At 72.6% G+C, this 23,492-nt stretch carries 12 protein-coding genes; 10 read left to right on the plus strand and 2 right to left on the minus strand.

Annotated elements, in window-relative coordinates:
• Positions 1 to 32: 32 nt before the first annotated feature.
• Both ACZ4SV_RS09355 and ACZ4SV_RS09360 read left to right on the plus strand, forming a co-directional pair.
• Positions 33 to 818 (plus strand): glutamate racemase, encoded by a 786-nt coding sequence (locus tag ACZ4SV_RS09355; protein ID WP_468003384.1) that lies wholly within the window; start codon positions 33 to 35, stop codon positions 816 to 818.
• 102 nt (positions 819 to 920) lie between these two features.
• A complete protein-coding gene (locus ACZ4SV_RS09360) occupies positions 921 to 1,466 on the plus strand; it encodes a hypothetical protein (protein WP_365881393.1) in 546 nt (181 codons plus the stop codon).
• A 132-nt stretch (positions 1,467 to 1,598) separates the two neighbouring features.
• Here ACZ4SV_RS09360 and ACZ4SV_RS09365 read toward each other — a convergent pair whose 3' ends face one another.
• A complete protein-coding gene (locus ACZ4SV_RS09365; protein WP_468002808.1) occupies positions 1,599 to 2,573 on the minus strand; it encodes an O-antigen ligase family protein in 975 nt (324 codons plus the stop codon).
• A gap of 487 nt (positions 2,574 to 3,060) precedes the next feature.
• Here ACZ4SV_RS09365 and lnt point away from each other — a divergent pair, with 487 nt between their 5' ends.
• The 4 genes from lnt (at position 3,061) to ACZ4SV_RS09385 (ending at position 8,167) form a co-directional block, all read left to right on the plus strand.
• Entirely contained in the window at positions 3,061 to 4,671 is a 1,611-nt protein-coding gene (gene lnt / locus ACZ4SV_RS09370; protein ID WP_468002810.1) for an apolipoprotein N-acyltransferase, read from the plus strand.
• 144 nt (positions 4,672 to 4,815) lie between these two features.
• A complete protein-coding gene (locus tag ACZ4SV_RS09375) occupies positions 4,816 to 5,295 on the plus strand; it encodes an NUDIX hydrolase (RefSeq protein WP_365881387.1) in 480 nt (159 codons plus the stop codon).
• A 54-nt stretch (positions 5,296 to 5,349) separates the two neighbouring features.
• Entirely contained in the window at positions 5,350 to 6,171 is an 822-nt protein-coding gene (locus ACZ4SV_RS09380) for a 3-hydroxybutyrate dehydrogenase (RefSeq protein ID WP_468002813.1), read from the plus strand.
• Between the two features lie 76 nt (positions 6,172 to 6,247).
• The gene (locus ACZ4SV_RS09385) at positions 6,248 to 8,167 is read left to right on the plus strand and encodes a helix-turn-helix domain-containing protein (protein WP_468002815.1); all 1,920 of its coding nucleotides are present in this window, start codon (positions 6,248 to 6,250) and stop codon (positions 8,165 to 8,167) included.
• Positions 8,168 to 8,396: 229 nt separating this feature from the next.
• Here the strand turns inward: ACZ4SV_RS09385 and ACZ4SV_RS09390 are convergent, their stop codons facing one another.
• Positions 8,397 to 9,773 carry an MFS transporter gene (locus tag ACZ4SV_RS09390; RefSeq protein ID WP_397939360.1) on the minus strand — a complete coding sequence of 459 codons (1,377 nt, stop codon included), beginning with the start codon at positions 9,771 to 9,773 and terminating at the stop codon, positions 8,397 to 8,399.
• Positions 9,774 to 10,805: 1,032 nt separating this feature from the next.
• Here ACZ4SV_RS09390 and dltA point away from each other — a divergent pair.
• The 4 genes from dltA to ACZ4SV_RS09410 form a co-directional block, all read left to right on the plus strand.
• Positions 10,806 to 19,085, plus strand: coding sequence for a D-alanine--poly(phosphoribitol) ligase subunit DltA (gene dltA / locus ACZ4SV_RS09395; RefSeq protein ID WP_468002817.1), 8,280 nt, complete (start codon positions 10,806 to 10,808; stop codon positions 19,083 to 19,085).
• Positions 19,082 to 20,788, plus strand: coding sequence for a thioester reductase domain-containing protein (locus ACZ4SV_RS09400; protein WP_468002819.1), 1,707 nt, complete (start codon positions 19,082 to 19,084; stop codon positions 20,786 to 20,788). Before dltA ends, ACZ4SV_RS09400 begins: the two co-directional genes overlap by 4 nt.
• Positions 20,789 to 20,834: 46 nt before the next feature.
• On the plus strand, positions 20,835 to 22,028 hold the full coding sequence (locus ACZ4SV_RS09405; protein WP_468002821.1) for a cytochrome P450: 1,194 nt from the start codon (positions 20,835 to 20,837) through the stop codon (positions 22,026 to 22,028).
• A 45-nt stretch (positions 22,029 to 22,073) separates the two neighbouring features.
• The coding region (locus ACZ4SV_RS09410) for an acyltransferase domain-containing protein (RefSeq protein WP_468002823.1) at positions 22,074 to 23,492 on the plus strand (1,419 nt) is incomplete at its 3' end.

Below are 23,492 nucleotides of genomic sequence, written 5' to 3' on the forward strand. Positions count from 1 at the left end.
GTGTGCGAGTGCCCATCGTCTATCGTGAACAGGTGAAGATCGCGCTCATGGACTCCGGAATCGGCCTGCTGCCCGCCGCTGCCGCGGTACGTCGACTGCGGCCCGACGCGGACCTCGTGCTGTCCTGGGACCCGGACGGCATGCCCTGGGGCCCACGCACCCCTCAGGACATCACCGAGCGGGCCCTCGCCGTCGCCGGGGCCGCCGCCGCCCATGAGCCCGACGTCCTGATCGTCGCCTGCAACACCGCCTCCGTGCACGCGCTGCCGGCGATGCGGGCGCGCTTCGAACCGCGACTGCCGCTGATCGGCACCGTCCCGGCGATCAAGCCGGCCGCCGCCGGCGGCGGGCCCGTCGCGATCTGGGCGACCCCGGCCACCACGGGCAGCGCCTATCAGCGCGGACTGATCGAGCAGTTCGCCGACGGCGTCGCCGTGACCGAGGTGGCCTGCCCCGGTCTCGCGGACGCCGTGCACCACGCGGACGAGACCGCGATCGACGCCGCGATCGCCTCGGCCGCCGCCCGCACGCCCGACGACGTGACCACGCTCGTCCTGGGCTGCACCAACTACGAGCTGGTCGCGGAGCGCATCCGTACCGCCGTCCAGCGGCCCGGCCGCCCGCCGCTCGTCCTGCACGGCACCGCCGGAGCGGTGGCCGCCCAGGCCCTGCGCCGGATCGGCGTGGCACCGGACCCGGCCGCGCCCGCCGACGGCGGCTTCACCGTGCTGCTCAGCGGCCGTGAGGCGACACTCCCCGACACGGCGCTGTCCTACGGCGAGGGCCGCTTCCTGCGCTCCGCCAGCCCGGTGCGCTGACCGGCGGGGCCGAATGGCGGACCGGCCCACCGCGCCGGACCCGGGCCGGCCGGCCCGCGCCACGCCCTACCGGAGCGCCGAAACCTGGGTAACCTCATAAACATGAGGGACCACCCCGACGCCGACGACGAACGCCTCCCGGACGTCTGGACGGGACGGGCCACCAACCGCGTCCAGTGGCTGCTCGCCCTGGTCGGAGCGGCCTGCATGGCGCTCGGCATCGAACTGGCCGTCGACTCGGCCTGGACGTCCGGCATCGCCCCGCTCGCGATGTCCGTCGTGGGCTGCATCGCGGCCGGCCTGCTGGTGCTCTTCGGCACGCTGGCCTTCGTACACGTCGATCTGAAACTCGACAGGGAATCCCTGGAAGTGCGCTGCGGTCACATCGGGCTGCCGCGCCGCCGTATCCCGCTGTCCCACGTGGCCGGCGCCGACTTCACCGCCCTGGTCACACCCCGGCACTGGGGCGGCTGGGGCTACCGCTGGCGCCCCGAGAAGGGCACCGCCGTCGTCGTGCGCCGCGGCGAGGGCATCGTGCTGCGCCTGTGGGACGGTCACACGTTCACGATCACCGTGGACAACGCGGAGGCCGCGGTACGGGCCATCCGGGACCGCCTGGGCACGATCCGGCCGGGAACGGCGGGCTGAGGCGATCCGGCCGGGAACGGCGGGCTGGCGCGGACGCCCGCGTTCCCGGGATTCGCGCCTGCTTGCGCCCGGTTCCGGCGGCGCGTCCCACGCCCCGCGTCCGGCTTCCGGCTCTTCGGCGGTACGGCGCGCTCAGCGGCCGGGGCGCGTGCTGTCCGGCGGTGTTAATGGACGTGCCGTGGCCCAGCCCGCGAGGAGTCCGGCGCCCGCCGTCACCGGCGTGAAACTCAGCGCGTCGCTTACCGACGCGAGGACGGCCAGCGCCGTCAGGGCCGCGCCCGCGGTGAGGGCGACCGGTGTGGAGCGGGGGGTGCGCCACAGCGCGTACAGCAGCCAGCAGAACACGGCGGCCAGCAGCAGCACCCCGACCAGACCCTGCTCCGCCGCCTGCTGCAACGGGGCCGAGTGCGGTGTGCCCTCGGCGGACGGCGCCGGCGAGACGATCCCGCCCAGCTCGCCGAACCGGCCCGGGCCGACTCCGAGGCCGCTGTGCCGCTCCGCCAGCCACAAGGCGTCCCGCCATCGTGGCACCCGGTGCGCGGTGAACCGGCCGTCGAGCGCCCCGGCGATCCCCGCGGGCAGCGCGTCCGCGGCGACCGCCCAGAGTGTGACCACCGCCAGGCCCGCCGCGACCGCCAGCCCCGCCAGCCACGGGCCCCGGCTACGCGCCACGCCCGCGGCCAGCGCGCACAGCAGGACGACCGCCCCCGCCCCGCAGCCCACCACCGACCCGAGCGCGATCCCGGCCGGCACCGACGCGCAGGCCAGCCCGCCCAGACCCAGCCGCAGCGCAGGCCCGCCCGCCGCCCAGGCGGCACAGCACGCGGCCCCGGTGGCCAGCGCCAGCAGCGCGGCCGTGGCACCGGCGGGCCCGAGCGGGCCGGCGTACCAGGGGCCGGGTGAATACGAGGGCAGCGCCACGGCCAGGGTCAGGCCCGCCGCCGCACCGGCGCAGGGCGCGGCCACCGGCAGCAGCGCGCCGGAGACCCGGCCCGCCGCATACCCGGCGGCGACCGCGAGCACCGCAAGCAGCATGCCCTCGGGCCGCCCGTCGTGGACCGCCGCGGTGATCAGCGACCACCCGGCACAGGCCCCGAGCAGGATCATGCCCGTCCCGTCGGAAACGTTTCTTCGTGTCTCGCAGACCTCCGCACCGTACGCACCGGTCACGGACTGCGTCCCCGTCGACCCCACCCGCCGCCCCTCGTACCCCGTCCCCCGACCTGTGGCAGGCCACGGCCGCGGGCCGGGACCGGCCGCGCCGCCGAGACTGGGCACACCGTAACGGCTCCCGACCGCTTCGGGGGCGAGAAGCGGAGAAACAGCACGATTCCGCCAGGTAACCGACACCGTTTCCGCCTGGCACGGGCAGGCTCGCGCACCAGCGTCGAGCACCACGCCGGCCTTCCGGGCCCGGCACCGGGCACCCGTCGGCGGTGACCCGCCGGATACCCGGCTCGACGGGCGCTCACCGACGGAGGACCGCGTCGGTCTTCCGGCCCCGGTGAACGGCCGCTCACCAGCGATGACCGCCGATCGACCGGTGTCCGGCCGTGCTGTCGGCGGTGGCGTGCGCCGCCGTACACTCACCCGGGTGACCGTCACCGCACCTTCCGTGGACCAGCCGGACCGGCTCGGGCCGCGTCCCGCCTCCACCGCCCGCCGTGGCCGATTGCTGCGGCTGGTCCCGGCCGTCGCCTCCGCCCTGTGCGGCGTGCTGCTCTACGTCAGCTTCCCGCCGCGGACCCTGTGGTGGCTGGCCCTGCCCGCCTTCGCCGGGTTCGGCTGGCTGCTGCGCGGCCGGAGCTGGAAGGCCGCCCTCGGCCTCGGCTACCTCTTCGGGCTGGGCTTCCTGCTGCCGCTGCTGGTCTGGACCAGTGTGGAGGTCGGGCCCCTGCCCTGGGTGGCCCTGGTCGCCATCGAGGCGCTCTTCGTCGCCCTCGTCGGGGTGGGCGTCGCCGCCGTCTCCAGGCTGCCGGCCTGGCCGGTGTGGGCCGCCGCCGTGTGGACGGCGGGCGAGGCGGCACGCGCGCGCGTGCCGTTCAGCGGGTTCCCCTGGGGCAAGATCGCCTTCGGCCAGGCGGACGGCCTGTTCCTGCCGCTCGCCGCGGTGGGCGGCACGCCCGTGCTCGGTTTCGCGGTCGTCCTGTGCGGATTCGGCCTGTACGAGGCCGGGCGGCTGTTCACCGTACGGCGGCGGACCGGGACCGTACGGCGGGCCGCCGCTGCCGCCGCGCTGCTGAGCGTGGCCGTACCGGTGGCGGGCGCGGTCGCGGCCCGCGCGCTGGTGAGCGACGAGGCGGAGGACGGCACCGCGACCGTCGCGCTCATCCAGGGCAACGTGCCGCGCGCCGGACTGGAGTTCAACGCCCAGCGGCGGGCCGTGCTCGACTACCACGCGCGCGAGACGCACAAGCTGGCCGCCGACATCAGGGCCGGCAGGACCGCCAAGCCCGACTACGTCCTGTGGCCGGAGAACTCCTCCGACCTCGACCCCTTCGAGTATCCCGACGCCGCCGCCGTCATCGGACAGGCGGTCCAGGACATCGGCGTGCCGGTCTCCGTCGGCAGTGTGGTGGAGAGGGACGGCAAGCTGCTCAACGAGCAGATCCTGTGGGACCCGGTCAAGGGCCCGACGCAGACCTACGACAAGCGGCAGATCCAGCCCTTCGGCGAGTACCTGCCGCTGCGCTGGCTGGTCGGCGCGATCAACAAGAACTGGACCGACATGGTCCACCAGGACTTCAGCCGGGGCGACGGACCGGGCGTGTTCGACATCGGCGGCACGAAGGTGGGCCTGGCCACCTGCTACGAGGCCGCCTTCGACTGGGACGTGCGGGACACGGTGACGCACGGCGCGGAGATGATCTCCGTGCCGAGCAACAACGCCACCTTCGACCGCAGCGAGATGACCTACCAGCAGCTCGCCATGTCCCGCGTCCGCGCCGTCGAACACAGCCGGACCGTGACCGTGCCGGTGACCAGCGGCGTGAGCGCGGTCATCATGCCGGACGGACGGATCACCCAGAAGACGGGCATGTTCGTGCCCGCCTACCTGGTCCAGAAGGTGCCGCTGCGCACGTCCACGACGCCGGCCACCGAGCTGGGCGTCCTGCCGGAGATCGCGCTCGTGCTGGTCGCCGCGGGCGGCATCGGCTGGGCGATCGGATCCGGCCTGCGCGCCCGGCGCACCGGCGACGCGTAGCGGACCCTTCCGGTAGCGCCGCCGTCGTTCCACCGCCGTATGACCGTACGGCGGTGTGACCGTCGTATGACCGTACGGCGGTGGAACCGTCGTACGCACCCGAACCGGCCGGGTGCCGTCCGGCGTTCCGACTAGGGTCTGATCATGGCCATTCCCGAATTCCTCCGCACCCTCAGGGCCTCCGCCGGACAGCAGCTGATGTGGCTCCCCGGAGTGACCGCGATCGTCTTCGACGACGACGGCAGGGTGCTGCTCGGCAGGCGCTCCGACACCCGCAAGTGGTCCGTGATCGGCGGCATCCCCGAGCCGGGGGAGCAGCCCGCGGCCTGCGCGGTGCGGGAGGTCCAGGAGGAGACGGCGGTGCACTGCGTGGTCGAGCGGGTGGTCCTGGTCCAGGCGCTGCCGCCGGTCACGTACCCCAACGGCGACGTCTGCCAGTACATGGACATCACCCTCCGCTGCCGGGCGGTGGGCGGCGAGGCCCGGGTCAACGACGACGAGTCACTGGAAGTCGGCTGGTTCGCGGTGGACGCGCTGCCCGCACTGCACGAGTTCGCCCTCTTCCGGATCAAGCAGGCCCTGTCTGATGCACCCACATGGTTCGACCCTATGACTCTCGGCTGAAGTATGGGTGGGCACCATATGTGGTGACCGTGGGGTTCCGCTTAGGGTCGGCCCATGACCTCGTCCCTCCCGCTGCCCGGACCCGGCGCCCCGCCTCAGCCCCTCGCTCTCGACCTCGACGGCCGGACCGCGCTCGTCACCGGCGCCGCCAGCGGCATCGGCCGCGCCTGCGCGCTGCGGCTGGCCGCCGCCGGGGCCGAGGTGCGCGCCGTCGACCGGGACGCGGCCGGCCTGGCCGAGCTGGCCCGGCAGGCGGAGCGGACCGACGGCCTCACGGGCACCGTCGTACCGCGGGTCGTGGACCTCACCGACCTGGACGCCGCCGAACGCGCCGCCGCCGGCACGGATGTGCTGGTCAACAACGCCGGGCTGCAACTCGTACGGCCCATCGAGGAGTTCCCGCCCGAGGTGTTCCACACGGTGCTCACCGTGATGCTGGAAGCACCCTTCCGCCTCATCCGCGGCGCCCTCCCGCACATGTACGCGCACGGCTGGGGCCGGATCGTGAATGTGTCCTCCGTCCATGGTCTGCGCGCCTCGGCCTTCAAGTCCGCCTATGTGGCCGCCAAACACGGTCTGGAAGGACTGTCCAAGACGGCCGCACTGGAAGGCGCCGCCCACGGTGTGACCTCGAACTGTGTGAACCCCGCTTATGTGCGCACCCCACTGGTCGAGAAGCAGATCGCCGACCAGGCGCAGGCCCACGGCATCCCCGAGGAGCGCGTGCTCTCCGACATCCTGCTGAAGGACAGCGCGCTGCGGCGGCTCATCGAACCCGAGGAGGTCGCCGAGGCCGTGGCCTACCTGTGCAGTCCGCAGGCGTCCTTCGTCACCGGCACCTCGCTCGTCCTCGACGGCGGGTGGACGGCCCACTGACCGGCCCGGCAGCTCCGGCTCCGGGAGTTATCCACAGGGCTGCCGGACCGGGCGGCCGATACGGAATCCTGTGACCATGTCCCGCGATCATCTCCAGCCGGCACTCCACGGCAGCGCCGAGGCCCCGTACCTCGGCCTGCTGGCCCGTGACGCCTCCGTCGAGGCCTATGAGCAGCCCGTCCTGCTCGCCCGGGCCGCGGGCGAACCGGCCGGCCGGATCGCCGCGCTCGAAGAGGCCAGGGCGCTGGCCCTGCGCGTGCGCGCCGAGCTGGAGGGACGCCGGCGGCGCGAGGCGGAGCTGTCGGCGCTCTTCGAGACCGCCCACGACCTGGCCGGACTCCGCGACGTGGACGCCGTGCTCCAGGCGATCGTGCAGCGCGCCCGCTCGCTGCTCGGCACGGACGTCGCCTACCTCAGCCTCAACGACCCCGTGCGCGGCGACACCTATATGCGGGTCACGGAGGGCTCCGTCTCCGCCCGCTTCCAGCAGCTCCGCCTCGGCATGGGCGAAGGGCTCGGCGGGCTCGTCGCCCAGACCGCGCGGCCGTACGTCACCGACGACTACTTCCGGGACGGCCGCTTCCAGCACACGCGCACCATCGACGCCGGCGTCCGCGACGAGGGCCTGGTCGCCATCCTCGGCGTCCCCCTGATGCTCGGCCCGCACGTGATCGGCGTCCTCTTCGCGGCCGACCGGCGGGCCAGGGTCTTCGAACGCGAGCAGATCGCCCTGCTCGGCTCCTTCGCCGCGCTCGCCGCGGCGGCCATCGACACCGCCAACCTGCTCACCGAGACCCGCTCCGCACTGGCCGGCCTGGAGCGCGCCAACGAGATCATCCGGGACCGCAGCGCCGTCATCGAGCGGGCGTCCGAGGTGCACGACCGGCTCGCCGAACTCGTCCTGCGCGGCGGCGGCGTCCACGACGTGGCCGCCGCGGTCTCCGAAGTGCTCGACGGAGCCGTCGAGTTCACCGAGGCGGCCGCGGCGCCCGCCGCACCGCTGGAGGTCTCCCGCGCCGGGGGACACGCCGTACGGCACGGCAAGGACTGGATCGCCGCCGTGGCCGCGGGCGGTGAACTCCTCGGCGCCCTGGTCCTGCGCGGCCACCCCGGTCTCGACCCGGTCGACCAGCGCACCCTGGAGCGCGCGGCGATGGTCACCTCCCTGCTGCTGCTCGCCCGCCGCTCCGCCGCCGAGGCCGAACAGCGCGTGCGCGGCGAGCTGCTGGACGACCTGCTCGACGTGCGCGACCGGGACCCGCGCCTGCTGCGCGAACGCGCCAGCCGTCTCCAGGCGGACCTGGACGCCACCCATGTGGTCCTCGCCGCACGCCTCGACGGCCCGGCGGCCGACGCCGACGAGGAGGCCGCGGCCCGCCGCCGGCTGTGGTCGGCCGCCTCCCACCTCGCGGCCACCCGGCGCGGTCTCGCCGCGGCCCGTGACGGCGGCACCGTCCTGCTGCTGCCGCTGGACACCAGCGCCACCGCCACGGAGGTGGCCCGCCGCACCGCACGCGACCTGGGCACGGCCGTCCACCAGCCCGTCACGGTCGGCGCCTCCGCACCCGTCACCGACCTGGCCCGGCACCCCGAGACGGTGGCCGCCGCCTACGCGGAGGGCCGCCGCTGTCTGGACGCCCTGCGCCTGCTGGGCCGGGCCGGGGACGGCGCGGCGGCCGAGGACTTCGGCTTCCTCGGCCTGCTCCTCGCGGGCGAACGGGACATCGCCGGGTTCGTCGAGCGGACCATCGGCCCGGTCGTGTCGTACGACGAGCGGCGCGGCACGGACCTGGTGCGCACCCTGGACGCGTACTTCGAGGGCGGGATGAGTCCGGTGCGCACGAAGGACGCCCTCCACGTCCACGTCAACACGGTGGCGCAGCGGCTGGAGCGCGTGGGCCGCCTGCTCGGCGCGGACTGGCAGAGCCCGGCCCGCGTACTGGAGATCCAGTTGGCCCTGCGACTGCACCGCCTGGCCGCACCGGCACGACGCTGACCGGCCCCGCGAGCCCCGGCCGGTCGGCGGCGTGGGCTGTGGGGCCGGTCGGTCTGCGGCGTGGGCTGTGGGCCGGCTGGCCTGCGACGTTGGCTGCTCGGCCGGCCGGTCTGCGGCGTGGGCTGTGGGTCCGGTCGGCAGGGGATCGGGGGCGCAGGGCCGGTCGGCAGAGGATCGGGGTCGCGGGGCCGGTGCCGCCCTCCCGCCGGGGCGGGCAGGGGGCAGGTGGTCAGACGGTCCGGGCCTCGGTGGCGGGCGCCGCGCCGGCGGGCTCACCGTCCTCGCCCTCGACCCGGGCGAGATCCCGGTGCCGCGTCTCCCGGGACAGGGTCACCGCGACCAGGGTCAGCACGACGGCGGCGATCACATACAGCGCGATCGGGGTGGAGCTGTCGTAGTCGGAGAGCAGCGCGGTGGCGATCAGTGGGGCGGGCGCGCCGGCCGCCACGGACGCGAACTGCGCCCCGATCGACGCACCCGAGTACCGCATCCGGGTCGCGAACATCTCGGCGAAGAAGGCGGCCTGGGGCGCGTACATGGCGCCGTGCAGCACCAGTCCCACGGTCACGGCCAGGATCAGGTACCCGAACGAGCCGGTGTCCACGAGCGCGAAGAACGGGAACATCCACAGCCCGACACCGGCCGCGCCCAGCAGGTACACCGGCCGCCGCCCGACCCGGTCGGACAGCGCCCCCCAGGCCGGGATGACGGCGAAGTGCACGGCGGAGGCGATGAGCACGGCGTTCAGCGCGGTCTGCTTGGAGACGCCGGCGGAGGTGGTGGCGTAGACGAGGATGAACGCGGTGATGACGTAGTAGCTGATGTTCTCCGCCATCCGGGCGCCCATCGCCACGAGGATGTCCCGCCAGTGGTGGCGCAGCACGGAGACCAGCGGCGGCTTCTCGTCCGCCTCGTCCCGGCGCGCCTCGGCCCGCTCCAGCGCCTCCTTGAAGACGGGCGACTCGTCGACGGACAGACGGATCCACAGGCCGACGAGCACGAGCACCCCGGAGAGCAGGAACGGAATCCGCCAGCCCCAGGTGCCGAAGGCGTCGTCGGACAGTACGGCGGTGAGCAGCGACAGCACACCGGTCGCGAGCAGTTGCCCGGCCGGCGCGCCGGTCTGCGGCCACGAGGCCCAGAAGCCGCGCCGCCGCGCGTCCCCGTGCTCCGACACCAGCAGGACGGCACCGCCCCACTCGCCGCCGAGCGCGAAGCCCTGCACCAGCCGCAGCAGGGTGAGCAGTACGGGCGCGGCGGCCCCGACGGTGGCGTGCGTGGGCAGCAGCCCGATGGCGAACGTCGCCCCGCCCATCAGCACGAGGCTGAGCACCAGCAGCTTCTTCCGCCCCAGCCGGTCACCGTAGTGCCCGAACACGAGCGCCCCCAGCGGGCGGGCCGCGAACCCGACCGCGTACGTCAGGAACGACAGCAGCGTCCCGACCAGCGGATCGGAGTCCGGGAAGAACAGCTTGTTGAACACCAGCGCGGCGGCGGATCCGTAGAGGAAGAAGTCGTACCACTCGATGGTGGTCCCGATGAGGCTGGCGGCGACGATGCGCGGAAGGCTCGCCGGGGGTGGGGGAGCGGTGGTCGGGGATGCCATGTGCGCCACTTCCTCGTGTGCGGTGGGGACGGGTGGGTGTCGGCACACGGTAGGAAGACGCAGGTCAGGGGCACATGTGGTGGGACACCATAGTTCGGGGTGCGGCTATGCGTGCGGCCACCATGCCGGGGCGGAGGGGGGCGGCTTCCTCGGGGACGTACGTGCCTCCCGAATCGTCATACCGGTCGCGGTTGGCCGGCTGCTGAGAGGTCTCAAGAAAGCCTGCCCATGATCCTTTCACGAGCTCTTACGCCAGGGAGTGCAGAATTTCGGCCACAGGCGGTGGCCAACAGGACAATTCTCGGACGATCTAACGGTAATATCATTATCACTCTCTGTTGCGTAAAGATTGCGCAAAGTGATGCAGTCGCGTCATATTGCTCGGCTCTCTCGAATGGCAGTCAAGAGAGCCTCTGTGGATGGTAAAGAAACCGTCAAGGTTGAGGGCGTTTATTTGGATCAGTGAGAGCGGTCGGCTGTTGACATCGCCGCTCGTTGTCTATCTGATGTCACGAGAGTGGCTGGCTCAACATCGAGCCGGAATCCATGGCTTTTCGATTTCTTAACTGCCTCGGGGGGGGTTCCGTGCTGTACAAGGTCGTCACGCATTAAGGGTTGCCCCGTAGATCGGGGCAGAGGCTGATGGGTCACCGTAGGCGGACCGGCTTGTCCGGTTTCGCCCAGACCCGCAATCTTGACGGAATCCCAGCCAAGCGGGTCGAACCGGGCACTGGTAAGCGGTCTCCTGAGTTGCAGGACACCCTTTCACCAGCTCTTCCGTCCCACGAAACAAAACGCAGCGGCGGGGGCCTCGCCTGTGGTCCATCCCGCCCGGACGCGTTGCGTTTCGCGCGGTTCGCTGTTGTCTTACGGGCTCACGTATTGCATTGAGGTTGCCCGAGCACCGCAGCGTCCGGCTTTTTGTGGCGTCGTCTCGTCGTGCGCACATTGATCCGCCCGGCGAGCGCCTGCCCATTTCCATGAATCACAAAGGGGTGAACTGTGAGTGCCTTCGCTGGCAATCGCTTTCCCTTGTCCGCAGCGCAGCAGGGAATCTGGATCGCGCACCAGATGGATACCGGCGGGGCGCTCCACAACTTCGGCGGCTACATCGAGGTCCGCGGCGGCCTCGACGAGGGCCTGCTCGCCGAGGCCGTGCGCCGTTCCGTGGCCGAGGCCGACGCCCTGAGGGTGCGGTTCCGCGAGGACGGCGACGGCATCCCCCAGCAGTACCTCCCGGAGGCCGAGACCGGCGCCGAGCTGCGCGTCGTGGACCTCCGCGACGAGAGCAACGCCCGCCGTGCGGCGGAGCGCTGGATGAAGGACGACCTCGCGACCGCCGTCGACCTGCTCGCCGGACCGCTCTTCGTGCACGCTCTGCTGCGCATCGCGCCCGACCACGACCTGTTCTACTTCCGCTACCACCACATCGTGCTGGACGGGTACGGCCAGGTCGTCCACTGGCGCCGGCTCGCCGAGATGTACACGGCTCTCGCCGAGGGCCGCCCGGCCCGGCCCCGCCTCTCCGGCGCCCTTGCCGACCTGCTGACGGAGGATCAGGAGTACCGCGGATCGGAACAGTTCACCGAGGACGAGGCGTACTGGCTCACCAGCGCCGCCGGCCAGGCCGGCCCGTTGACCCTCGCGGACCGGGCTGCCGACCCCGCCGCCCCGCCCGGACTCCGTACCGAGCCCCTCCTGCGGATCGCCCGGGCCAGCGAGGCCGCCGGGAGCCACGGCACACACTGGTCGGGCGTGGCCCTGGCGGCGACCGCCGCCTATCTGCACCGGGTCACCCAGCGTGAGGACGTCGTCATCGGCCTGCCGGTTCGCGCACGCAGCACCCGTACCGCTCTGACCACGCCCGGCATGCTGGCCAACGTCCTGCCGCTGCGCCTCACCGTCCGCTCCGACATGGAGTTCGGCGAACTGGTCCAACAGGTGTCCACCCGGGTCAGCGAGTTGCTGAAGCACCAGCGCTACCGGGGAGAGGAACTACACCGGCAGCTACGCCGCACCGAGGACGGCTCCGCCGACACCCCCGGGGTGCTGGTCAACGTCGTCACCTTCGACGGCGAGATCGTCTTCGGCGGGCTGCGCGGCACTGTCCACCAGCTGCCCTCGGGCCCCGTCCGTGACGTGCTCATCGAGTTCTTCGGCGGCAACGACGGTTCCGACCTGCGTGTCGCCTTCGACGGCAACCCCGACCTGCACGACGAGGCCTCGCTCGCCGGGCACCGCCGCCGCTTCGCCGCCTTCTTCGACACCGTGACCCGCTCCGGAACCAGTGCGGTCATCGGCCGGACGGAGCTGCTCACCTCCCAGGAACGGGCCAGGCTGCTGGGAGGCGCGGCCCCGTACGTACGGGATTACGACCTCGGCCGCACCCTGCACGAGCTTGTCGAGGAGCAGGCCGAGCGAACCCCGGACGCGGTCGCCGCCACCGTCGAGGGGGCATCGCTGAGCTACCGGAAGCTGGTAGAGCAGGCCCGTGCGCTCGCCGCCCACCTGCGGGCCCGGGGCGTCGTCACCGGTGACGTGGTGGGCGTCCACGGCGAGCGGTCCCTGGACCTGGTCGTCTCGCTCCTCGCCGTCCTGTCGGCGGGCGCCGCCTACCTGCCGCTCGACCCGGAACTCCCCGCCTCCCGGCTGGCGTTCCAGATCGAGGACTCCGCCGCCCGGGTCGTGCTGAGCCGTTCGGACCTGGCCCCCGCCCTGGCGGGCACCGCCGCCGAGGTGATCGCCGTGGACCGCACGCTGCCCGACCTGCCCGGCGCCGGTCCGCTGCCGGACCGCGCCGGTCCCGGGGACAGCGCCTACGTCATCTACACCTCCGGCTCCACCGGCCGTCCCAAGGGCGTCGCCGTCCCGCACCGGGGCGTCGTCAACCGCCTGCTGTGGATGCAGGAGGAGTACGGCCTCCAGGCCCACGACCGGGTACTCCAGAAGACGCCGTTCACCTTCGACGTGTCGGTATGGGAGTTCTTCTGGCCGCTGCTCACCGGCGCCTCGATGCACCTCGCCGCGCCCGGTGCCCAGCGCGACCCCAGGGCGCTCGCGGACGCCGTCCGCGACCACGGCATCAGCACGGTGCACTTCGTGCCGTCCATGCTCGACCTGTTCCTGGCCGAGCCGGCCGCCGCCGGCCTGACCTCGCTCCGCCGGGTCGTGTGCAGCGGCGAGGCCCTGCGCCCCGAGACAGTGGGCCGCTTCTTCGAGGTCTACGGGACAGCGGGCGCCCCCGGAACCGCGAGCGCCGACGCCACCGACGGGTTCACCCCGGCCGACCGGTCCGAGGCGCCCGGCCTGTACAACCTGTACGGCCCCACCGAGGCCTCCATCGACGTCACCCACTGGCGCTGCCGTCCCGAGGACGCCGCGGGCCCGGTGCCCATCGGCCGCCCCGTCGCCAACACCAGCCTGTACGTGCTCGACACCGCCGGTCGGCCGTTGCCCTTCGGCATCCCCGGCGAGCTGCACATCGGCGGCGTCCAGGTCGCCTCCGGCTACGTCAACCGGCCGGACCTGACCGACCGGAGCTTCGTACCCAACCCCTTCGGTCCCGGCCGGCTCTACCGCACCGGCGACCTGGCCGTGATGCGCGAGGACGGGGTCCTGGTCTACCGCGGCCGCCTCGACCACCAGGTGAAGGTGCACGGCTTCCGCATCGAGCCCGGCGAGATCGAGTCCGCGCTGCTGAGCCACCCCGCCGTCGCCGGGGCCGCCGTCACCGCTCCGCAGGACGACGCCGGTCAGCGCCGGCTGGTCGCCCACGTGGTGTCCCTGGGCGCTCCGGCCTCCGACGCCGAGCTGACGGACTGGCTGCGGGAGCGACTGCCCGCGTACATGGTCCCCGCGCACTTCACCCGCCTCGACGCCCTCCCGCTGCTGCCCAACGGCAAGCTGGACACCAAGGCGCTGCCCCTGCCCGCCCCACGCCCCGCCGGGCCGGTCGCCGCCCGCCCCGGCACCGCCGCGGAGCACCTGCTGCACGACGCCTGGTGCGTGGTCCTGGGCCTGTCCGAGGCAGGGATCGACGACTCGTTCTTCGCCCTCGGCGGCGACTCCATGCACGCCATCCGGGTCCGGGCCGAACTGGAGCGCCACGGCCATACCTTCGACGTGGCCGAGCTCTTCCGGGACCCGTCCGTACGGGAACTGGCCCGCTGCGTCCGCCCCCTCGCCGACGGGGACACCCCCACCCGCACCGAGCCGTTCGCGCTGCTCACCGAGGCGGATCGGGCGTTGCTCCCCGAGGGCCTGGACGACGCGTACCCGCTCAGCGCCATGCAGGCGGGCATGCTCTTCCATGCCGCGTTCTCGGACGACTCCTCCGTCTACCGGGTCGTGACCTCCGTACGGGTCGCCGGTGTTCTGGACCTCGACACGGTGCGCGCCGCCGTCCAGGACACCTTCCGCCGGCACCCCTCGCTGCGCTGTTCCTTCGACCTGGCGCGCTACTCCGAGCCGCTCCAGCTCGTCCACCGCGACGTCACCGTGCCGGTGGACCTCGCCGAGGACCTCGGTGCCCTGTCCGAGGAGGCCCGCAGACTGGCGATCGAAGGCTGGGTCGAGCGCGCCAAGTTCACCGACTTCGACCCCGGGTCCGCCCCGTTGCTGAAGTTCGCGGTCCACCCGTGCGGCCCGGACGCCTTCCAGCTCTCCGTCATAGAACACCACGTCGTCCTCGACGGCTGGAGCGACATGCGGATGCTGGAGGAGATCGTCGACCACTACCGGGCCCGGCTGGCCGGTGCACCGCTCGCGCTGCCCGAAGTGGCCTCCACGTACCGCGACTTCGTCGCCGCCGAGCGCGCCGCACTGGCCTCCGAGGAGTCCCGCGCGTACTGGGCCGGGCTGCTGCGCGGCGTCGGGCACACTCCGCTGGCGGCCCGCACCGCGGCCGACGACACGCAGACCGGCGCGTCCGTCGTCAACCAGCGCTACGACGTCCCGCTGAGCGCGGCCACCGCCGGCATGCTGCGGACGCTCGCCCGGCGCGAGGGCCTGCCGCTCAAGTCTCTGCTCGTCACCGCGCACCTCGCGGTGCTGCGCCTGGTGTCCGGCGGCGACGAGGTACTCACCGGTGTCGTCGCCAACGGCCGCCTGGAGGAGAGAGGCGGCGACGAGAGCATCGGCGTCTTCCTCAACACGCTGCCGCTGCGCCTGGACCTGTCGGAGGCCACTCTCGTGGAGACCGCGCGACGCGTGTTCGAGCACGAGCGCCTCTCGATGGCGCACCGCCGCTACCCGTATGCGCAGATGCAGCACGACGTGGGTGACGCCCTGCGGCTCGACAGCTACGTCAACTTCATGGACTTCCACCTGGACGGGGGCAACGCCGCCGACGGCGCGCCGGTGACGGCGGCCGGTGACGCGACGCCGGCCGGCGCCGCCATGACGGTGACCGTCGGCGTTGCCGAGACCAACTACCCCTTGGCCGTCAACTTCCTCGTCGAACCGGAGCGGGGCGCTCTCCAGCTCTGGCTCGACTGCGACCTCGCCGTCCTGCCCGAGGAGTTCTGCGCTCGCCTCGCGGGCTATTACGAGCAGGCCCTGGTCGCCGTCGCCCGGCGACCGGAGTCCCCTGCCGCTGTGGACCTGCGGGGCGAGGAGGAGCGGGCGCTGCTGGCGCGGTGGAACGACACCGCCGTGGCCTACGACCCGGCCGCCACCGTGCACCGGCTCTTCGAGGAGCGCGCCCGCTCCCACCCGGACGCCGTCGCTCTCGCCCACCGCGACGAGGAGGTCGGCTACGGCGAGCTGGAGCTGCGCGCCAACCGGCTGGCCCACCACCTGGCTGCCCTCGGCGTCGCACGCGGCGACCTGGTCGGCGTCGGCCTCCGCCGGGGCATCGATCTGGTCGTGGCCCTGCTCGCCGTGATGAAGGCGGGCGCCGCGTACGTGCCGATGGACCCCTCGTTCCCGCGCGGGCGGCTGGAGAACATCGCCACCGACGCGGGTATCAGTTGCCTTGTCAAGGGTCCCGGCACGCCCGCGGGGATCACCGCCCCCCGGGAGGTCGACGTCGTGGCCGACGCGGCCGCCGTGGCCGGCCGGCCCGGCACCGCCCCGTCACTCCCGACGACCGGCGAGGACGCCGCGTACGTCATCTACACCTCCGGGTCCACGGGCCAGCCCAAGGGCACCGAGATCCGCCACCGCAACGCCGTGAACTTCTTCGCGGGCATGGACGAGCGCGTGGGCTGCGGGCCACAGGACGTGGTGCTCGCCGTCACCAGCGTCTCCTTCGACATCTCGGTCCTCGAACTGCTGTGGCCGCTGACCCGCGGCGCGAAGGTCGTGGTCGCGGGCGAACGCATCATCAACAACCTGGTCCAGCAGTCCGACACCGCCGAACAGCCCGTCGGCTTCAGCCTCTTCTTCTTCGCCGCCTCCGCCGGGGTCTCCAACCAGGAGGGCTACCGGCTCGTCGTCGACGCCGCCAGGTTCGCGGACCGGAACGGCTTCGAGGCCGTGTGGACGCCCGAGCGGCACTTCAACGCCTTCGGCGGCCTCTACCCCAACCCGTCGGTCATGTCGGCCGCGCTGGCCACCGTCACCGAGCGGATCGCGCTGCGTTCCGGCAGCGTCGTGGCGCCCCTGCACGACACGGTCCGCATCGCCGAGGAGTGGTCGCTCGTCGACAACCTCTCCAACGGCCGCGTGGGCCTGGCCTTCGCCGCGGGCTGGAACTCCAACGACTTCGCGCTCCAGCCGGACCGCTTCGCCGACCGCAAGCAGCGGATGAGCGAGCAGATCGAGGAGTTCCGCACGCTGTGGAGCGGCGGCAGCGTCCGGCGTACCGGCGGCAGTGGCGAGAGCGTGGACGTGCGGATCTTCCCGGCCCCCGTCCAGGCCGAGCCGCCGATCTGGCTGACCTCCGTCGGGACGGTGCAGACCTTCCAGAAGGCGGGTGCCTCCGGTGCCAACCTGCTGACCCATCTGCTCGGCCAGGCGCCCGCCGATCTGGCGGAGAAGATCAAGGCCTACCGGCTGGCGCGGCAGGAAGCAGGCCACGCGGATCCCGGCCAGGTCACCGTGATGGTCCACACCTTCATGTCGGACGATACCGAGTACGCCCGCAAGCGGGCCCGGGCGCCGTTCCGCGACTATCTGCTGAGCTCCACCGAACTGTGGCGCACCATGTTCGCCAGCACCGGCCGGGACTTCCCGGAGATGGACGTGGAGGAGCAGCTCGAAGCCGTCATCGACCTCGCCATCGACCGGTATTTCGAGACGTCCGGCCTCTTCGGGTCGCCCGAGACCTGCGCCGAACTGATCCGCTCGCTGGCGACGGCCGGCGTGGACGAGGTCGCGTGCCTGGTCGACTTCGGTGTCGCGCCTGACGAGGTACTGGAGTCCCTCACCTGGGTCGACAAGCTCCGCGACGCGCACCAGGAGGAGGTCGTCGAGAACCGGCACTCCCTCGCCCAGCTCTGCCGGCGCCACGGCGTCACCCTGCTCCAGGGCACCCCGTCGCTGCTGACCGCCGTGGCCGCCGAGCCCGCAGCGCTGGAGTCGCTGCACGGCCTGCGGGCCCTGCTGGTCGGCGGTGAGGCGTTCCCCTCGGGTCTCGCCCAGCGGCTCCTCGGGGCCCTGCCCGACGTGCGGGTGTTCAACATGTACGGCCCGACCGAGACCACGATCTGGTCCACGGTGCACCTCCTGGACCGCCGGCGTGACGCCGACGCCGGGAACATCTCCATCGGCCGCCCGATCGCCAACACCACGGTCCGCGTGGGCGATGCGCGCGGTCACGAGGTGCCGGTCGGCGTCCCGGGCGAGCTGTGGATCGGCGGCGGCGGCGTGGCGGCCCGCTACATCGGGCGCCCCGAGCTCACCGCCGAGCGCTTCGTGGAGGCCCCGGGAGGCGGCCGGTTCTACCGGACCGGTGACCGGGCGCGCTGGCGCGCCGACGGCCTTCTCGAGTTCCTCGGCCGGGTCGACCGGCAGGTCAAGATCCTCGGCCACCGGGTGGAACCGGACGAGGTGGAAAGCGTCATCTCCCGCCACCCGCAGCTCGACGCCGTCGCCGTGACCGCCGTGGAGGGCGTGAACGGCGCGGAACTCGTCGCCTACGTGTCGCCCGCCGCTTCGCTGGGCGACACGTCGGTGCAGGAGGCGCACGTACGCCGCTGGAGCGAGGTCTGGGAAGAGGCGTACACGGCTCCCGGGGAGGACAGCGGGGAGCAGCCGGAGTTCGCCGGCTGGCTCAGCAGCTACACGGGCGAGCCGATCCCCGAGGCCGAGATGCGTGAGTGGCTCGGACACACCGTGGAACGCATACGGGCCCTGGAGCCGACCGCCGTCGCGGACGTCGGCGTGGGTGTCGGCCTCGTTCTGCGGTCCCTTGCCGAGGAGGTCGAGGAGTATCACGGCCTGGACGTATCGGAGGCCGCGCTGAAGAAGGCCGCCGCCTGTCTGGGCGCCGGGTGCCCGCTGCCGGAGTACGTACGGCTGCGGCAGTCCGGGCCCGAGTACCTCGCCGTGCTCGCCCCGGGCAGCCTGGACACCGTCGTCATCAACTCCGTCGCGCAGTACTTCCCCGGCACCGACTACCTGCGTACGGTCCTCACCGACGCGGTGCGCGCGGTCCGGCCGGGAGGCGCCGTCTTCATCGGGGACGTGCGCTCGGTGGAGCTGCTGCCGCAGTTCCACACCGCCGTGCAGCTGCACCGGGCGGGGATGCTGAGCACGGCCGAAGAGATCAGGTCCGCGATCGGCCGGCAGTCGCAGGAGGAGCGCGAGCTGTGCCTCTCGCCCGACTTCTTCCGCCGGTTCGCGGCCGAGTGCGAGGCCGTCGGCGAAGTGCGCGTCGAGCTCAAGCGCGGCCGGGCCGACAACGAGCTGACCGCCTTCCGCTACGACGTGACGCTGATGGCCGCGGACGGCTCCACCGTCGCCGTGCCCGCGACCGCCTCGGCCGCGGGCCGCCGGACGTCCTGGAGCGCGCTCCCCGACGGCCTGGAGTCCCTGCGGGAGCGCCTGGCCGCCGGCACCGGCCCGCTCACCGTGACCGGGATCCCCAACCAGCGGCTCACCCGCACCGCCGCGGCCGTCCGGGCACTCGCCGCGATCGACGGCGACGCCACCGTCTGGGACCTCGAACGGGTCCTGTGGGACGCGGACGACAGCGGGGGCGTTCACCCGGAGGACGTGATCGCCCTGGCCGCGCGGACGGGCCGGTCGGTGCGCACGCTGGTCGGCCAGGACGGCCGCCTGGACCTCTTCGACGCGGTGTTCACACCCGACGCCCCCTCCGCCACCGCTACCAGCACGCCCGCCGAGATCACCAAGGACGACGCATGAGCACGAGCCGCCGGTTGGCCAACGACCCACTCACCTCGTCCTGGGCGGCGGGACTGCGTTCGACCCTGCGCGCCTACGCCCGGACCCACCTGCCCGAGGCCATGGTCCCGGCTCACTTCGTGGTGCTGCCGGAACTGCCCAAACTGCCCAACGGCAAAGTGGACCGCTCGGCGCTCCCGGCCCTGACCGGCGACGAGCCGACCACCACGTACGTTGCGCCGCGCAACGCGGTGGAGACCCAGCTCGCCCGGATCTGGCAGGACCTGCTGGGCCTGCCGAAGGTCGGTGTCGAGACCAGCTTCTTCGACCTCGGCGGCGACTCGCTGTCCGTGCTCCAGATGTCCTCGCAGGTCCGCGAGGTCTACGACGTCCGCCTCGACCTGCGCCGGATGTTCGAGGATCCGACCGTCGCCCGGCTCGCCCGCATGATCACCTCGGAGGCGGACCCCTCGGTCACCGGATCGGGCAACCCGCGTGGCGTCGGCGATGAGGAACTCCTCGCAGACGCCGTGCTGCCCGAGGACGTGGTCCCCGAGCCGGGCGCGCTCCCGCCGTCGGACACCCCGTACCGCGCGGTCCTGCTGACCGGCGGCACCGGCTACACCGGCGCCTTCCTGCTGCGCGAGCTGCTGGACCGCTCGACGGCACAGGTGTACGTACTCGTCCGCGCCGACGACCCCGAGCAGGCCGGCGAGCGCGTCCGGGCCACGCTCGCCGAGTACGACCTGCTCCGCGAGGGCGACGCCGAACGCGTCACCGGCGTCCCGGGGGACACCGGACGGCCGTACTTCGGGATGAGCCGGGCGGTGTACGGGGAGCTCGCGGCGGAGGTGGAGATGATCGTCCACAACGCGGCGGTCTCCAGCTGGATCACCCCCTACCAGCAGATCAAGCCCGTCAACGTCCTCGGCGCCCTCGAAGTGCTCCGGCTCGCCTGCAAGAAGCGGGTCAAGCCCGTGCACTTCGTCTCCACCATAGGCGTCTATCCCGTGCACCTGCGGGGCGAGCAGGTCTGGGAGGAGAAAACGCTCGTCACCCCGGAGGACGTGACCGGCGGCTACCGGCAGTCCAAGTGGGTCGCCGACAAGCTGATGACCACCGCGCGCGAGCGTGGCGTCCCCACCCACGTCTACCGGCCGGGCGCCATCACCGGCTCGCAGGAGACCGGCGCCTGCTCCACCGACACCTTCATCAACCACCTGATCAAGGGCTGCGTCCAGCTCGGCGCCTGCCTCGACTACGACCTGCTCCTCGACCTCGTCCCGGTGGACTACTGCGCGGCCTCCGTCGTGCACAGCGCGCTCGGCGGGGTCAGGGACCAGGCCGTGCACAATCTGCCCAGCGCCAACGCGATGAACATGAACGACCTCTTCGACCTGGTCATCGCATACGGCTACCCGATCAGGCGGCTCGACTACCGGGACTGGTACCGCGAGCTGGTCTCCGCGATCGAGCGCGGCGAGGAGAACGAACTCGCCCCGTACCTCCCGCTGTTCGGCGCCGAGCGGCCCGCCGACGAGGTCGGCTACGAGGGCAGCCTGCCCGTCTTCGACACCACCAACCTGCGCGCCGCCCTCGCCGGATCGGGCATCGAGGCCAAGCCCGTGGACGGCGCGCTCTTCGACGTCTACCTGGACTACTTCGTCGAGACCGGCTTCCTGCCGGCCCCGCCCGCCCGGACCGCCGGCGCGGGCACGCGCTGACACCGCTCGCACGCCGTACGCCCCTCACAGCCAGTGGAGAGCCACCATGACCACCACCGCGATACCCGACTTCCCGATGCCGAGGAGCCACCCCCTCGACCCGCCGCCCGCCTACCGCGATCTCACCGCCGACCGCTCCGTCTTCCGGGTGCGGATGCCCGACGGCCAGCTCGTGTGGATGGTGACCAGCCACGAGGACGTCAGGAACGTCCTGACCGACCTCCGCTTCAGCTCGGACCCACAGACCCCCGGCTATCCCTCCTACATCGCCGGTGACGGTCCGCTGCCCGCCGGCTTCTTCCTCTACCAGGATCCGCCGGACCACACCCGGCTGCGCCGCCTCGTCACCCGCGACTTCATGATCAGCCAGATGGAGGCGCACCGGCCCAGGATGGAGAGCATCCTGGACGGCCTCGTCGACCGGATGACCAGCGGCGGCAACGAGGCCGACCTCATCCGCCAACTGGCGCTGCCGATGGCGGCGACGGTGATGTGCGAGCTGCTGAACGTACCGTACGAGGACCACGCCGTCTTCGTCCCGCTCGCCGACACCATCCTGGACCGCAGCAGCACCCCCGAGCAGTCGGTGGCCGCCGCGATCGGGCTGATGGGCTACTTCGACCAGCTCGTCACCGCCAAGGAGCAGAACCCGACCGACGACATGCTGGGCAAGCTGGTCACGCACGAGGAGGCGGGCAAGCTCACCCACGACGAGTTCGTCGGCATGGCCGCGGTGATCCTGCTGTCCGGCTACGACACGCTCGTCCAGACGATCGGCCTCGGGGTGGCCACGCTCCTCGAACACCCCGACCAGCTGGAGGACCTGAAGGCGGACCCGGCGCTCTTTCCGACGGCCGTCGAGGAACTGCTGCGCTACCTGTCGATCAACCACGCCGGCCTGCCGCGCGCCGCGACCGAGGACATCGAGATCGGCGGCGAGGTGGTGCGCAAGGGCGAGGGAGTCCTCGTCATGCTCAACACGGCCAACCGCGACGGATCCGTGTTCGAAAACCCGGACTCCTTCGACATCCACCGCGAGGCACCCCAGCGCCACGTCGCGTTCGGGCACGGCTTCCACAAATGCATTGGACTCACGCTCGCCCGGGTCGAGTTGTCGGCCGTGTTCGCGGGTCTCTTCAAGCGGCTGCCCACGCTCCGGCTGGCCGAGTCGCTCGAAGACCTGCCGTTCCGCCACGACATGGTCATCTACGGCGTCCGCCGACTGCCCGTGACCTGGTGACCTTCCCTACCTGCGACCGACCCGACACGCGAACGAGGACGAGGGATGAAGACAGCGGTTGACACGGTATTTCTCCTGCCCGGACAGGGCGGATACACCCCGGGCATGCTCGCGGGCGAGACCGGCTCTCCCGTGGTGGCCGAGGTGCTGCACACGGTCGACCGGGTGGCCGGCGAGTTCGGGCGCGGCGGTGTCTCCGGCCTGCTGACCAACCCCGGGTCCCCGAGCGCCGCCGAGCTCGTGCGGACGGATTCCTTCGCGCTCCAACTCGCCGTGTTCGCCGCGGCGGTGGCCTCCTGCCGACTGGCCGAGAAGCACCAGACCCCCGACGTACTGGTCGGACACAGCATGGGCGAGATCGCCGCGCTCACCGTGGCCGGCGCCTTCGACACGGCCGACGGCGCCCGGCTGGTCTGCCACCGCTCCGAGGCGCTGCTCGCGCACTGCCCGCAGGGCGGTGCGATGGCCGCACTGGAGCTCTCAGCCGACCGGGCGGCCCACCTGGTGGACGCGGTGGCCGTACCGGGCCTGGCGGTCGCGGTGTCCAACGCACCCCGGCAGACCGTGGTGTCGGGGTCCGAGGAGGCGGTGGGCACCGTGATGCGGCTGGCCGATGCGCTCGGCGCGCAGGCCACCCGGCTCAACGCCCCCTTCCCCTTCCACAGCCCGCTGCTGGGCGCGGCGGGGGAAGCGTTCGGGCAGGCGGTCGCCGGGATCGCACAGCGCCCGCTGCGCCGGACCGTGTACTCACCGGTGGCCGGGGGGTATGTGAGCGACTCGACCGACCTCAAGGCCCTGCTCGTGCGCCAGCTGATGAGGCCCGTCCACTTCCTCGCAGCCGTACGGGGACTGCACGCCGCCGGGGCGAGCCGGTTCGTGGAGTGCGGAAAGGCCGGCCTGTCGGGGCTGGTCCGGCGCTCCGTACCGGACGTGATCGCCGAGCCGACGGTGCGGACGGCGGCGCGGGCCGGGGCGGCGGAAGCCGTCGCGGCTCCGGTGGCAGCCCTCACGGCGCCCGTCCCTGCTGTGGCAGCCGCTGCCGCTCCCGTTCCGGTGGCGTCTGTGGCGCCGGTGGTGGATGCGGCGCGGATTCTGGAGCAGTTGCGGGAGCTGTACGCGACGGCGCTGGGGTATCCGGCGGAGGCGATTACGGGGGACGCGGACTTGGAGGCGGACCTCGGTATCGATTCACTGAAGCGAGCCGAGATGCTCGGGCAGGTGGCCGCTCGCTTCGGGCTGCGCGATTCGGCCGCAGACGGCCGGTTCATCGTCCAGCCGACCCTGGCCGAGCTGGCCGGCCTGGTAGCCGAGGCGTTGGGCGAGCAGTCGGCCGCGCCGGCCGCCACCCCCACGGCGCCCGTCCCCGCTGTGGCAGCCGCTGCCGCTCCCGTTCCGGTGGCGTCTGTGGCGCCGGTGGTGGATGCGGCGCGGATTCTGGAGCAGTTGCGGGAGCTGTACGCGACG

It is taken from the genome of Streptomyces sp. NPDC027672 (genome assembly GCF_055566335.1).